This window comes from Erwinia sp. S43 (assembly GCF_016624745.1).
GTDB lineage: Bacteria > Pseudomonadota > Gammaproteobacteria > Enterobacterales > Enterobacteriaceae > Erwinia > Erwinia coffeiphila.
Genome location: NZ_JACVTX010000001.1, coordinates 182900 through 196107, shown reverse-complemented (window position 1 = coordinate 196107; position 13208 = coordinate 182900). Strand labels below are relative to the sequence as shown.

At 54.7% G+C, this 13208-nt stretch carries 12 protein-coding genes; 7 read left to right on the top strand and 5 right to left on the bottom strand.

Annotation, left to right across the window (positions count from 1 at the left end; translation table 11 throughout):
- The first annotated feature begins 102 nt into the window (after positions 1-102).
- Both IBT47_RS00930 and IBT47_RS00925 read left to right on the top strand, forming a co-directional pair.
- The gene (locus tag IBT47_RS00930; protein ID WP_200546355.1) at positions 103-1017 is read left to right on the top strand and encodes a bestrophin family protein; all 915 of its coding nucleotides are present in this window, start codon (positions 103-105) and stop codon (positions 1015-1017) included.
- Positions 1018-1224: 207 nt separating this feature from the next.
- The gene (locus IBT47_RS00925; protein WP_200558737.1) at positions 1225-2259 is read left to right on the top strand and encodes a Gfo/Idh/MocA family protein; all 1035 of its coding nucleotides are present in this window, start codon (positions 1225-1227) and stop codon (positions 2257-2259) included.
- A 243-nt stretch (positions 2260-2502) separates the two neighbouring features.
- Here the strand turns inward: IBT47_RS00925 and IBT47_RS00920 are convergent, their stop codons facing one another.
- Entirely contained in the window at positions 2503-3507 is a 1005-nt protein-coding gene (locus IBT47_RS00920; protein ID WP_200558735.1) for a Gfo/Idh/MocA family oxidoreductase, read from the bottom strand.
- A 110-nt stretch (positions 3508-3617) separates the two neighbouring features.
- Here IBT47_RS00920 and IBT47_RS00915 point away from each other — a divergent pair, with 110 nt between their 5' ends.
- Positions 3618-4637 carry a LacI family DNA-binding transcriptional regulator gene (locus IBT47_RS00915; protein WP_200558733.1) on the top strand — a complete coding sequence of 340 codons (1020 nt, stop codon included), beginning with the start codon at positions 3618-3620 and terminating at the stop codon, positions 4635-4637.
- 34 nt (positions 4638-4671) lie between these two features.
- Here IBT47_RS00915 and IBT47_RS00910 read toward each other — a convergent pair whose 3' ends face one another.
- The 3 genes from IBT47_RS00910 to IBT47_RS00900 form a co-directional block, all read right to left on the bottom strand.
- Entirely contained in the window at positions 4672-5049 is a 378-nt protein-coding gene (locus tag IBT47_RS00910; protein WP_200558731.1) for a hypothetical protein, read from the bottom strand.
- Between the two features lie 362 nt (positions 5050-5411).
- Positions 5412-6611, bottom strand: a complete 1200-nt coding sequence (fabV, locus tag IBT47_RS00905) for an enoyl-ACP reductase FabV (protein WP_200558728.1) — start codon at positions 6609-6611, stop codon at positions 5412-5414.
- Positions 6612-6724: 113 nt separating this feature from the next.
- Positions 6725-8065, bottom strand: a complete 1341-nt coding sequence (locus IBT47_RS00900; RefSeq protein ID WP_200558726.1) for a D-serine ammonia-lyase — start codon at positions 8063-8065, stop codon at positions 6725-6727.
- 401 nt (positions 8066-8466) lie between these two features.
- On the opposite strand from IBT47_RS00900, the gene IBT47_RS00895 reads away from it, so the two are divergent.
- The 3 genes from IBT47_RS00895 to IBT47_RS00885 all read left to right on the top strand — a co-directional run bounded on the left by IBT47_RS00895 (position 8467) and on the right by IBT47_RS00885 (position 12135).
- Positions 8467-9741 (top strand): Glu/Leu/Phe/Val dehydrogenase, encoded by a 1275-nt coding sequence (locus IBT47_RS00895; RefSeq protein ID WP_200544779.1) that lies wholly within the window; start codon positions 8467-8469, stop codon positions 9739-9741.
- A 271-nt stretch (positions 9742-10012) separates the two neighbouring features.
- Positions 10013-11038 (top strand): LacI family DNA-binding transcriptional regulator, encoded by a 1026-nt coding sequence (locus IBT47_RS00890; protein ID WP_200558724.1) that lies wholly within the window; start codon positions 10013-10015, stop codon positions 11036-11038.
- 269 nt (positions 11039-11307) lie between these two features.
- On the top strand, positions 11308-12135 hold the full coding sequence (locus IBT47_RS00885; RefSeq protein ID WP_200544777.1) for a sugar phosphate isomerase/epimerase: 828 nt from the start codon (positions 11308-11310) through the stop codon (positions 12133-12135).
- 135 nt (positions 12136-12270) lie between these two features.
- Here the strand turns inward: IBT47_RS00885 and IBT47_RS00880 are convergent, their stop codons facing one another.
- A complete protein-coding gene (locus tag IBT47_RS00880; RefSeq protein WP_105595487.1) occupies positions 12271-12690 on the bottom strand; it encodes a hypothetical protein in 420 nt (139 codons plus the stop codon).
- Between the two features lie 208 nt (positions 12691-12898).
- Here IBT47_RS00880 and catC point away from each other — a divergent pair, with 208 nt between their 5' ends.
- Positions 12899-13189 carry a muconolactone Delta-isomerase gene (gene catC / locus IBT47_RS00875; protein WP_200558722.1) on the top strand — a complete coding sequence of 97 codons (291 nt, stop codon included), beginning with the start codon at positions 12899-12901 and terminating at the stop codon, positions 13187-13189.
- The last annotated feature ends 19 nt before the right edge of the window (positions 13190-13208 follow it).

Sequence of the window (13208 nt, the reverse complement as noted above, 5' to 3'; positions counted from 1 at the left end):
TAATAAGATATGCCTTCAGATTTCCATAAAATTGCCGCAGATTTAAATATCAATATTGGCTTTGCATTGCCGCTTTGTGTCTAACTCACTGGAAATATTGCCATGATCGTTCGTCCCCATCAGCACTGGTTCCGCCGTCTGTTTTCCTGGCGCGGCGCGGTGCTGTCCAAAATTATGTTTCGCCTTGGCCTGAATCTGCTGATGTCGATTATTGCGGTAATCAGCCTGCAGTGGTACGAAACGCTGGGTGTGCATCTGACCACCGCGCCGTTCAGCCTGCTGGGTGTGGCGATTGCGATCTTCCTCGGTTTTCGCAACAGCGCCAGCTATGCCCGATTCGTTGAGGCACGTACGCTGTGGGGAACGCTATTGATTACCAGCCGCTCGCTGCTGCGGCAGGCAAAAGGTGCGCTGCGCCGCGATCCGGCGGCGGTGGCCGAGTTTACCGCTCTGCTGCTGGCCTTTAGCTGGGCGCTGAAGCATCAGCTGCGCGGCACGGACAGCAGTGACGATATCCGGCGTCTGCTCCCTGCCGATTGGCAAAATGAGGTGCTCAACAGCCCGTTTCGCGCTAACCGGCTGCTGCTCGCCCTCGGCGAGTGGCTGGCGCAGCAGCGCGATCGCGGTGCGATCTCCGACCTGCTGTATAACGGCATTGACCATAATCTGAATACTCTGTCGCAGGTGCTGGGCGGCTGCGAACGTATCAGCAACACGCCGATCCCGTTTGCCTACAGCCTGATACTTCAGCGCACGGTGTATCTGTTCTGTACCCTGCTGCCCTTTGCGCTGGTCACCGACCTGCACTATATGACGCCGGTAGTGTCGATGTTTATCTCCTACACCTTCCTGTCGCTGGAATCGCTGGCGGAAGAGCTGGAAGATCCGTTTGGCGTCGATTCCAACGATCTGCCGTTGAATGCCATTTGCAATACCATCGAACGCACCCTGCGCGATATGAACAATGAAGCGCTACCGCCACCGCTTAAACCTGATGACCGATTCAATCTGATTTGAATTCAACCGTTCATTTCCCATCCCGAAACAGCGCGCAATGCGCTGTTTTTGCTTGAAGATTATTAATAGCGGCTTGCCTCAGCAAATTGATGGATTTCCATCATAAAAGCGGTTTCCCCCGTAAAATCCGCTGACTATAGTGAAATAGCGCCGCCCGGCGGCCACTCAATCTGCTTGATGCCCTACACATAATAATCAGGAGCTGCCATGTTTCCGTCTTCATTACCCAAGGCCCGTACGCTCGATCCCCACGCCGTTCCCTCGCTGCGCTGGGGCATTATCGGCCCGGGCTGGATTGCCGAACGCTTTGCCCGCGCGCTGAAAGAGTTCACCTCGCAGCAGCTGGTGGCGATAGCCTCCCGTTCGCAGGACAGGGCCAGCGCCTTCGCCAGCAAAATGGGCATTCCGCAGGCTTTTGGCAGTGCCGCCGAGCTGCTGGCCTCACCGGATATTGATGCGGTGTACATTGCCACGCCGCATAACCATCACTACCCCGACGGACTACAGGCGCTGAACGCCGGTAAGCACGTTTTGATTGAAAAACCGCTGGCGCTCAACGCGCAGCAGGCGCGCGGCCTGGCCGAATTGGCAAAAGCTAAAGGTTTGCTGTGTATGGAAGCGATGTGGTGCGACTTCCTGCCAAAATACGACATTATCACCCAGCTGCTGGAGGATGGTGCACTGGGCGATTTGCATACCCTGCTTGCCGACCACGGTGAATTTTTCACCCCCGATCACCGTATTTTCAACGCAGATTTAGCGGGCGGGCCGATGATGGATCTCGGCAGCTATCTGATCGGCTTCAGCGTGAAAGTCGCCGGTGCACCGGTGTCCATCCACGCCACCGGGCAGCAGGTGCCGGGCGGTGTGAACGGTCAGACCTCAATGCTGCTGACCCACAACAACGGCATGCACTCTGTGCTGAATACCACCCTGTTCAGTAATACGCCGTGCGCGGCGGTGATTGCCGGACGTGATGCCACGCTGGAGATCGGCGGTGCATCCTTCTACGCGCCGGGGCCGTTTACCCTCACCTCAAGCCAGGGTGGAAAAGTGCTGCACTTCGATGAGCCGCGTAACCGCTACGACCAGCTGTTCCATGAAGCCGTTCACTTTGCCTGGTGCGTGGGACAGGGTAAAACCGACTCGCCGGTTCGCCCGCTCTCTGCGTCTATTGATACGCTGGCGGCAATGGATGAAGTGCGTCGGCAGATTGGTCAGGTGTTTAACGAAGAGAAGTAGTTTCAGCATCTGACAGCCATCAAAAAAAAGCCGCCTTCGTTCAGGCGGCTTTTTCAATTAAGGTAATGGCAGATTCACTGCGGAAGGGTATTTTTTGATGACATGCCTTTTGCAGCGATCGTCATTAGCATATTGCAAAGGAGTGACTCTTTGTTCGATCTGCTACGCGTGAGAAAAATGGTCTGTACCATGAAAGCAAGAGGATGAAACCGACCGCCCGCGGCGATCGGCTGCGGTCATATTTTACAGCTGCTCCACCTTGCAGAAGGTTCCGGTTTCCAGCGATTTCACTGCCGCTTCGGCAATCGCCTGCGCCTGTAGCCCGTCGTGCAGGCCCGGCACCGATACTGCCTCGCCGTTCAGCGAGCGCACAAATGCATCCAGATGCAGATAGTAGGTTTCTTTCACGCGGTTGAACCAGTCGGCATACAGCGGTGGTCGGTTGATACCGGAGGTGCTGTAAAGCGTTGCCCCCTGCGGACTTTGTGCCGCGGAGTCGGACATCCCCTGCGAACCCAGTACGGTAATACGCTCGTCATAGCCGTAACCGGTGCGACGGGTATTATCCAGCTGTGCCAGCGCCCCGCTGCGCATTTTCATCATCAGCACCGAGGTGTCAACATCGCCGAAGCTGGCAATTTCCGGCATCGCCAGCGCCGATCCCATGGCTCCGATGGTTTCAACTTCATCTTCGGTCAGCCAGCGCAGCAGATCGAAGAAATGAATGGCCTGATCGCGCATCTGGCCGCCGGAGGTTTGCAGATAGCTCAGCGGCGGCAGCTCAGACGCACGGCAGACCATCTGGATCAGTTCCGCTTTCCCAATCAGTCCCTGCTGCAAATGCTGTTTCAGCTGGTTGTGGCTGGGATCGAAGCGGCGGTTGAAGCCGACCGTCACCGGGACCGGATGGCGTGCGACTTCTTCCACAACCCGGCGGGCTTTATCCAGCGACAGGTCAATAGGTTTTTCACAGTACACCGCCTTCCCGGCTGCCGCCGATGCGGCCAGGAACTCCGCGTGTGATGGCGTTGACGTCGCAATCAGGATGGTATCGATGGCATCACTGTTAATCGCCTCCGTTACGCTGCCCACGCGCGCACCGTAGCGGCTGGCAATGTCATCGGCGCGGCTGCGATCCTGATCGGCCACCATGACCAGTTCAATATCCGGATGGGCCGCCAGGTTTTTAGCATGAACCTGGCCGATAAATCCGGTGCCCAGCAGAGCAAACTTACGTTTTTGTACCATTTTGCGACGCCTTTATAGGTTAAACATCAGTGTTCGATTGCCAGGATAGCGCCAGTGAATATACTGGCTGAATCGACTTTTTGATGGAAATCCATCATGTGGAGGAATAAGTGACAAAGATCACGCTGGAGGAGCTGGCAAAGCAGATTGGCGTGGGCGTTGCTACTGTCGATCGGGTACTTAACGAGCGCGGCGGAGTTTCCCCGGCCACGACGCGCCGGGTTCTGCAGGCGGCACGAGAAGCGGGTTTGAAGCGTATTTTGCCGGACGCACACCGCCAGCCGTGGCAGATCGCCCTGCTGCTGAGCAGCAGCGATGCCTTTTTCTTCAGCCAGCTGAGCCAGGACTTTAGCAATCTTGCCGGTCAGCTCGGCTACGGTCAGGTAACGTTGCACCGCACGCTGATCGCCGAAGATAACCCCGAACTGCTGGCGGCGCAGATCGTCAAGGCCAGCGAGCAGCGCGACGGCATTATTGTTTTTGCCCACGCGCATCCGGCGATCTATGCCGCACTTGAGCACTGTTACCAGCGCAACGTCCCGGTGATCACGCTGGCGACCGACCTGCCAGGGGCGAAGCGTTTGTGCCACGTCGGGATTAATCAGCTACAGGCCGGGCGCACCGCCGGGCTGCTGATGGGAAAAATGATCGCCGGACCGGGTGAGGTGATTATCATCAGCGGGCGGATGGATTACCTGGCGCACCGGCAGCGGGTGGAGGGATTCAGCGCAGTACTGGCCAGTCAGTTTCCGCATCTGCGGGTGCATAAAGCGCTGGCGGCACTGGACGACCGCCAGCAGGTCAGCCGCTTGCTGGAGCAGCAGCTGTACGAGAGCAAAACGATTCACGGGGTTTACAATACCGGTTTGGGAAATCGCGAAATTGGCGAGGCGCTGGCGCGCTATCGGCTGCTAAATAAAACGATCTTTATCACCCATGAACTGTATCCCACCACACGCTCGCTGCTGGCGCAGGATGCGCTGGCACTGGCGCTCGATCAAAACACGCGGGAGATGGCGCAGCGCTCAATGACGCTGATGCTGAAATATCTGGAGCAGCAAAACGAACCGCACGAGTACGCCGACGGCAAAATTGAATTTGTGCTTTATACGCGGGAGAACAGCCAGTAAGCAGTGCGGCAGCATGATGCTGCCGCGTCGACTATCAGGCTTCTTTAACAATCTGGCGAGTCAGTTCGCTGCGGATATCGAAGCAAAGATTGCGCAGATTGAACTGATATTTTGGTAAGGCGATATCGTCAATGTCGCTGCCAATTTTGCCACGAATTTCCATATATTTGCTCAACTGGCCGTTGATGCGGTCGAAACGCTGACGGTACTGCTGATAAACCGAGACGTTATAGGACTGGAGTGCGTCCAGCTCATCACGGCACTGCCCAACGCGCGCATCGAATGCGCTCAGGGTTGGTTTTTCAACAACCGGCTGTGGTGGCGGAGGCGGTGGGGCAATTCGAGGCTGCGGATGAACAGCACAACCCGTGACTAAAAAAGCCATCATCAGCGCCGGAACTAATTTATTCATATCATCACCAGATTGCATTCCTGCTAGCGCAGGAGAAAGAGGTAACAGTGCAAAATCCGTCCGTTGCACACAGTTAAAGCCCCGTAACAGGCTTAGTTTTACTTTGCGAGTTTTCATCTGTAAGGAAGCGCAGTGATGATAGCAAAAAATGTCGCAAATTATCTACTTACACCACCTTAAAGCTCGTGGATTTTTAATAAATTCTGATACGCACTATCTTTGATTGCTAATACGCTGGCTGGCGATACTTTTATATGGGGCAAAAAAAACCGCCATCGGCTACCGATGGCGGTTGATCACGCTGAATGAAGCAGCGCGCTTAAAAACTCAGTCGCTGCTCCGTTCATTCATCCGGGCAGGAATTACATCTGCACCAGATTGTTGATTTTCACGTCCGGATTAACGTCAGCCGCGTAGTCAACGCCTTCCAGACCGAAGCCGAACAGGTGCATAAACTCAGCTTTATAGCCGGCGAAATCGGTCAGCTCGTTCAGGTTCTCGTCGGTCACAACGGACCACAGGCGCGTCACTTCTTCCTGTACTTCCGGCTGCAGCTCTTTGTAGTCAGCGCGCAGACGACCGGTTTCATCCAGAATTGGTGATGCATTGTACAGGCTGTCTTTGAACAGACCGTAAACCTGCTCGATACAGCCTTCGTGGGTGCCTTTCTCTTTCATCACTTTAAACAGCAGTGACAGATACAGCGGCATTACCGGGATCGCGGAGCTGGCCTGAGTGACAACCGCTTTCAGCACGGAAACGCGCGCGTCGCCGTTGCCGTGAGCAGCCAGGGTGTCGCGAATGGTCAGAACGCGCTTGTCCAGGTCCTTTTTCGCTTCGCCGATAGAACCGTTCCAGTAGATATCGTGGGTGATTTTCTCGCCCAGGTAGGTGAAGGCCGTTGTTTTTGCGCCTTCAGCCAGCACGCCGGCTTCCAGCAGTGCGTCGATCCACATCTGCCAGTCTTCGCCGCCCATCACCGCGACGGTGCCTTCGATCTCTTCCTGTGAAGCCGGTTCCAGCGCCACATCATTGATGGTTTCTTTATCGGTATTCAGACCACGGGTGACCAGTGATTTACCGATTGGCTTCAGCGTGGAGTTGAACACTTCACCGGTTTTTGGATGGGTACGGCGCGGCGCGGCCAAGCTGTACACCACCAGATCAACCTGACCGAGGTCCTGTTTGATCAGTTCAATTGTTTTCTGCTTAACGGCATCAGAATAAGCGTCGCCGTTGATGCTTTTCGCATACAGACCTTTAGCAGTAGCGAACTCTTCGAATGCTGCGGAGTTATACCAGCCGGCGGTGGCTGGTTTGCTCTCTTCGCCCGGGCGTTCAAAGAACACGCCCAGCGTGTCGGCACCGCAGCCGAATGCAGCGGAAATACGCGCTGCGAGGCCGTAACCCGTTGAGGCGCCGATGACCAGAACTTTTTTCGGGCCGGAAGCGATCTCGCCCTGAGCAGTAACGTACTCGATCTGTTTTTCTACGTTAGCTTTACAACCCGCCGGGTGGGCAGTAACACAGATGAAGCCACGAATGCGTGGTTTAATAATCATGTCGACCTCAATTTAGGAAACTTTTTCGGCGCTAGAATACCGTTTCTTCCGTTCCAGGCAAAGCACGGATGCACGCTTATCGCCCGACCGACTACTCTGAAGACGATGATTGTTTACTCTTTAAGCGCTAATGCGGCCGCCACACGGTACTTCGCCATCTCATCCGGCGGCACCATGCCACCACCTGTCGCCCACACCAGATGCGTTGCGCCCGCCAGCGCCCGCGCGGAAATCCCCTGTTTTTCCAGTTGCTCACTCTGCGCCGTCAGCCGCCACGGGCCAGCCATACCGGCCAGCGCCGACGGTTCCAGCGCCAGCTGCTGATGCCGCTCGGTCAGGCCCAGCAGTGCATACATCTCTTCGTCAGTCAGTGTATAAAAGGCGCTGAGTAACCGTTCCATCGCCCGACCAACAAAGCCGGAAGCGCGCCCCACGGCCAGCCCGTCTGCCGCCGTAACGTTATCAATGCCCAGGTCCTGCACTGAAATGTCATCATGCAAACCGGTATGTACGCCAAGCAGCATGCACGGTGAATGAGTTGGCTCTGCAAAAATGCAGTGGACGCTGTCACCAAAGGCCAGCTTGAGGCCAAACGCCACCCCACCCGGGCCACCACCGACGCCGCACGGCAGATAGACAAACAGCGGATGTTCCGCATCTACAACGATCTGCTGCTCGGCCAGCTGCTGTTTAAGCCGATCGCCCGCAACCGCGTAGCCAAGGAATAGATTGTGCGAATTTTCATCGTCAATAAAGAAACAGCGCTCGTCCAAAGCGGCCTGTCGCCGCCCTTCCGCCACCGCAACGCCGTAATCCTGCTCGTACTCCACCACGGTCACGCCGTGGCTGCGCAGTTTTTGCTTTTTCCAGGCGCGGGCGTCGGCGGACATATGTACCGTAACGTCAAATCCAAGTGCGGCGCTGATAATACCAATCGACAGACCGAGATTACCGGTGGAACCTACCGCGATACGGTGCTGGCCAAAGAACTGGCGAAATTCAGGCTCTGCCAGGCGAACGTAGTCATCCTGCGGTGTGAGCAATCCAGCCTCAATTGCCAGCTTTTCGGCATGCGCCAGCACTTCATAAATACCGCCACGCGCCTTAATTGACCCGGAAACCGGCAGATGGCTGTCTTTTTTTAGCCACAGAGCGCCCGTCAACTGCTGGCCATAACGCGCATCTAACACCGCTTGCAGCTCGGGCAGTGGACAGATCGGCGATTCGATAATGCCGCCGCTGGCCTGAGTTTCCGGAAAAGCGATGGCCAGCCAGGGAGCAAAACGTTCAAGCCTTGCGGCCGCATCGGCTACCTGTTCAGCACTCAGCCCTACGTGAGGATAACCTTCCTGCATGCTGGTGTAGCGAGGGTTGAACCAGGTGACGGGTTGTAGTGCGCATAACTCATTTAACAGTGGAAAGCTCTGCTTCAGGCTTTCAGCGTCCGTTAACATAGTTTCTTCTCCTGAATCTGGGCGGCATGATGTTTATTCAATGTGATTCAACACTCACGGCGGGCATCAACACCAAAGTATGATCGCATTCAAATTTTTGAAAAATATAATAAAAATGGCAATATGCAGTTTACCTGCATAACTATCAGCTGAAAACCGCCGGTTAAGCAACTCTGCCCGAATGCCGAGGGTAACTATGCAGTTTCAGGTGGTTTTTTTGCACCAAAACGGAGCAATTTACAATTATTTAATAAGTTTGAAACTTTTTTTTGGTGTTAAATTGATGGCAGCTCAGTGAGATGTCCTGAGCAATCCACGGTAATTAGTAGTTATAACTAAGCACCCCGCGCCGGTGCATTCTCATCTCAGGCGAAGCGGTGCTAATAAAATAAAGGTTTGTTATGGAAAAGCTATCTTACGTATCTGAAGGCAGCAAGACAGCCTGGTCAACCTACCTGCAGCAAATCGATCGCGTGGCCCCCTATCTTGGCGAACTGTCGCGCTGGATAGACACACTGCGCCATCCGAAACGTGCGCTGATTGTTGATATTCCACTCCAGATGGATGACGGGACTATTCGTCACTTCGAAGGCTTTCGCGTGCAGCACAACCTTTCTCGCGGGCCGGGTAAAGGCGGTGTGCGCTATCACCCGAACGTCGACCTGAATGAAGTGATGGCGCTCTCCGCCTGGATGACCATTAAATGCGCGGCGGTAAACCTGCCTTACGGCGGCGCAAAAGGCGGTATTCGCGTCGATCCTTTCGCCCTGTCGGAAGGCGAACTGGAGCGTCTGACCCGTCGTTACACCAGCGAAATCGGTCTGATTATTGGGCCACAGAAAGATATTCCGGCACCGGATGTCGGCACCAATGGCAAAGTGATGGCCTGGATGATGGATACTTATTCCATGAATCACGGCACCACGATTACCGGCGTGGTAACCGGTAAGCCGATCCACCTTGGCGGCTCTCTGGGCCGTGAAAAAGCCACCGGGCGCGGCGTATTTATTACAGGCCGTGAAGTGGCACGCCGCAGCGGTATAGAGCTGGAAGGCGCCAGAGTTGCCGTACAGGGCTTTGGTAACGTTGGCAGCGAGGCCGCTCGCCTGTTTGCCAGCGCCGGTGGCCGCGTGGTCGCGATTCAGGATCACACCGCAACGCTGTTTAACGCTCAGGGTATCGATCTGGCAGCACTCACCGAATGGCAGGCCACTCATAAAAAAATCGCCGGCTTCACCGGGGCTGACGTGATTAGCGATGACGCTTTCTGGGACGTGGAAATGGATATTCTGATCCCGGCCGCGCTGGAAGGTCAAATCACCCGCCAGCGTGCCGAGAAGCTGCACTGCCGCCTGGTGCTTGAAGGTGCCAACGGCCCGACCTTCCCGGAGGCGGATGACGTACTGGCCGAACGCGGCATTACCGTGGTTCCTGACGTTATCTGCAACGCCGGTGGGGTAACCGTCAGCTACTTTGAGTGGGTTCAGGATATGGCCAGTTTCTTCTGGAGCGAAGACGAAATAAACGAACGCATGGATAAAATCATGACCGAGGCGATGATCCACGTCTGGGACAAAGCGCGTGAGAAAGAGTGCAGCCTGCGTACATCGGCCTATATTGTGGCCTGTGAACGTATTCTGATGGCGCGTAAAGATCGCGGTATCTATCCGGGCTAATCCGTCTGATTGGGGCGGTTTTCCGCCCCTGTTCAGTGCCTTGCGTGCTATTTCAGCCACGACACCGGCGTTTTACCTTCGATGAGTGACTCGTCGTTCCCTCTGTCAAATCACGCCATTTTTAGCTCCCGACTTGCTGTCTGGCCCCCTTTTCACTTGTAGCGGAATATTTGCACCCGAGTGCAGATATCGCTACCGACCTGCTATACTGTCGAAAAATTTTCGGGTTCAGATTCTTTTCCACACTGAGAACAGCGGGTTACGGCTCACCATGCAGAAAAAAAACTTACCTAAAGCGCCGATGAGAAAAGTGACCGCCAGCGATGTCGCTCACAGAGCAGGCGTATCAAAATGGACGGTATCCCGGGCGTTCACCGACGGTGCATCCATCTCACCGGCGACCCTGGAGCGCGTGAAGGCCGCCGCCAGTGCGCTGGGCTATCGCCCTAACCTGCTGGCCCGCAGCCTGTCCAAAAAAAGCTCGCGCATCATCGGCGTGGTGGTTGATGAGCTGCACAATCTAAACCTGATGCCGCTGCTGGACGAAGTGACCCGGCAGCTGCAGCAACGGGGATATCTTGCTCTGCTGTTGAATATCAGCCAGCGCGATGAAGGGCTGTTGACCCTCGCAGACCAGCTACAGGTTGACGGACTGCTGTTTATGGGAACGCTGCTCAGCGAAGAAATTATTCGTCTGGCGCAGGATATTCACCACATCCCTCTGGTACAGATAGGTCGCAGCAGTACTTATCCTTATATTCAGGTGGTCACCACTGACGGATATCAGGCTGGCGTTGCTATGGCCGATCTGCTGCACGGTGAAGGCTTCTGCCGCTTTGGCTACATGAAAGGCCCGGATACCGACTCCAGCCAGCTCTTACGCTTTGACGGCTACCGCGACCGTCTGCTGGCACTGGGCGTTGATGAAGCGCGTATCACCATGCTGCATGCCAATCATTATCAGCGAGCCAGCGGCTATCATACCCTCGCTCACTATTTAAATCAGACCAGTGCAGACCGTCGAATTGACGCCCTGTTTTGCGAAAATGACGTTCTGGCCATCGGGGCAATTGAAGCGTTGCGGGCAGCAAATGCCTCAGGTTTGATGGGAATTGTTGGCTTTGACGGGATTGAACTGGCCGCATCGGAGAGCTATTGCCTGACCACCTGCGGCCAACCCTTTTCCGAACTGGTGCCCGATGCGGTGCGTCGTCTGACCTCTCCCTGGATTGAGGAACACAACGCGCTTTATCCCGGCAGGATTGAACTACGCGATTCGCATCGTCGTCATCGATGAAAGGCATGATGTTTTTCTATCATTATCTATCATTTGGTCGATAACGTCATGGCAAAACATGATCGACTTCAAAGAATTTATATTTCATTTATATATTAAATGGAATTTAAATTCCTTTAACCTTAGGCTGTCTCCATTCGCAGGCCACCAGACGTCAGATAATGATCGAAGGTGATGAATGATATCAAACTATCAAATCTATCATTTCACTCTGATAGATATCATTCAGTCTCGTCGCGCATTAAAGCAATCAGAATGAGAGATGACCGATGAAAAAAGCGTTACATGGCGTTTCCGTTTTACATTCTAACGCGGTGACTCAGTTGCGTATCGCCCATGAAACGGGCTTTGATGCACTGGAACTGCTGCCGGAGCACCTGTTCCGTTACCTGGAGCACGGCGGAACGCTGGAAAAGTATAAACAGCTGATGCAGCACTACAATATTGAAATCAGCTGCATTAATGCGCTGAAGCGCATTGGCCGTCATCAGCCGCAGGAACGCCGCGAAATGCTGGATGAGGCGGACAAAATTTGCCGTGCCGCTCAGGCGCTGGGCTGCCCGGTGGTACAGATTATGGCGCTGAATGAAATCGATGCGCTGTCTGAAGCAGAGCGTACGGAGATTCTGACGCAAAACGTCCGGGATATTGCGGCGATTGGCGCACAGTACGGCATTAAATTTCAGATCGAGGTGGTTGCCTTTACGCCGTTTAACAGCCTGAAACAGGGCCAGGCGATTATCGATGCTGTCGGTGCCGATAATGTCGGCGTCGTGATTGATTTCTGGCACCTGTACGCCGGTGGTGATACAACCCCGGAAGAGGTGGAAGCCCTTGATGTTAATCTGATTTATGGCGTGCATTTTTGCGATGGCCGCCGTTTGCACCCGGGAGAGGCGTGGGACGAGCGCGTACAGCGTAACTATCAGCCGGGTGAAGGTGAAGTGGATATCGATCGCTGGGTGGCTGCGGTGAATAAAACCGGCTACAGCGGCGTATGGTGCCCGGAGCTGCTCAGCCCGACACACTGGGAAGACGATCTGTGGCAAATAGCCCGCGATTCAATGGACAGCCTGACGGCATACACCAGCAAGTAAGGTAAGAGATAAACAAAACCGCCCTCTTATCTGGCGTGATGCAGTCCTGCACCGCTATCCCGGATAAGAAGGGAGGGATCATGAAGTAGGGTTGGCAAGATGACTGGCAGGTTCCATGCGGAACCTGCCCTTTTTTTAGGCGTTATTCGCCGCGTCTTGCGCTGCCTGATAGCGTTGTTTAAAGGCTTCATTGTCTTCCACCAGGCGCAGCGCCGCTTCAATCAGTTCGTTCTGCACCAGCGTCGTTGAACCGCCGCTGGTCACCCAGTGAATATACATCACGCACAGCGCGGCAACCTGCAATGCTTCTCCTTCCTCATTTTCACCGTCGAACTGATACTCGGCCAGTGACCAGTCGTAAACGGCATTGACGAAGGGCATATCACCGCTTTCGTCCAGTGCAGGGAGCGTGTGAAACAGTTCAACCATTTCCGGCGTCGCTTCGTAGTTCTGGCGGCCAATTGCATCAAGTTTGCGGCCGTGCGCGCGGCTTTTGTTGGCCTGTTTCGCTTTTTCTTTCGCGCGTTTTTTACGCTTATCCTGTTTTGTACTCACGGTATTCTCTGCTTGCGGAATGGGATGGGCCGCAGAATAGCACAGCGCGACAACGTAACCGATATTATGCGGCAGGAAATGGCCGATAACGCCCCTTTGAAGGATGTTATGGTGAAGGCGCATTGCAGAAAGCAGGCAGCAGAAAGGCTGCCCCTAAAAAATCAGGCGAACCCAGGCAGGGTTCGATCCAGGCAAAAAGGAGCTGTGTATGTTGTTTAAAGTAGAAATGACTGTCAATTTGCCAGCGTCAATGACCAGGGCCGAAGCCAGTGATATTAAACAGCGCGAACGGGAATATTCGCACAGGCTACAGCGAGAGGGAAAATGGCGCCATCTCTGGCGCATTGTCGGCAGCCAGGCCAGTATCAGCATATTTGACGTCAGGGATGCTGAAGAATTGCACGAACTGCTCAGCGCTCTGCCCCTCTTTTCCTACATGCAAATGAACGTGCAGGCGCTCTGCCGCCATCCCTCTTCGGTGTATGACGACGATCGGTAACGATTGCACGCCTACCCGA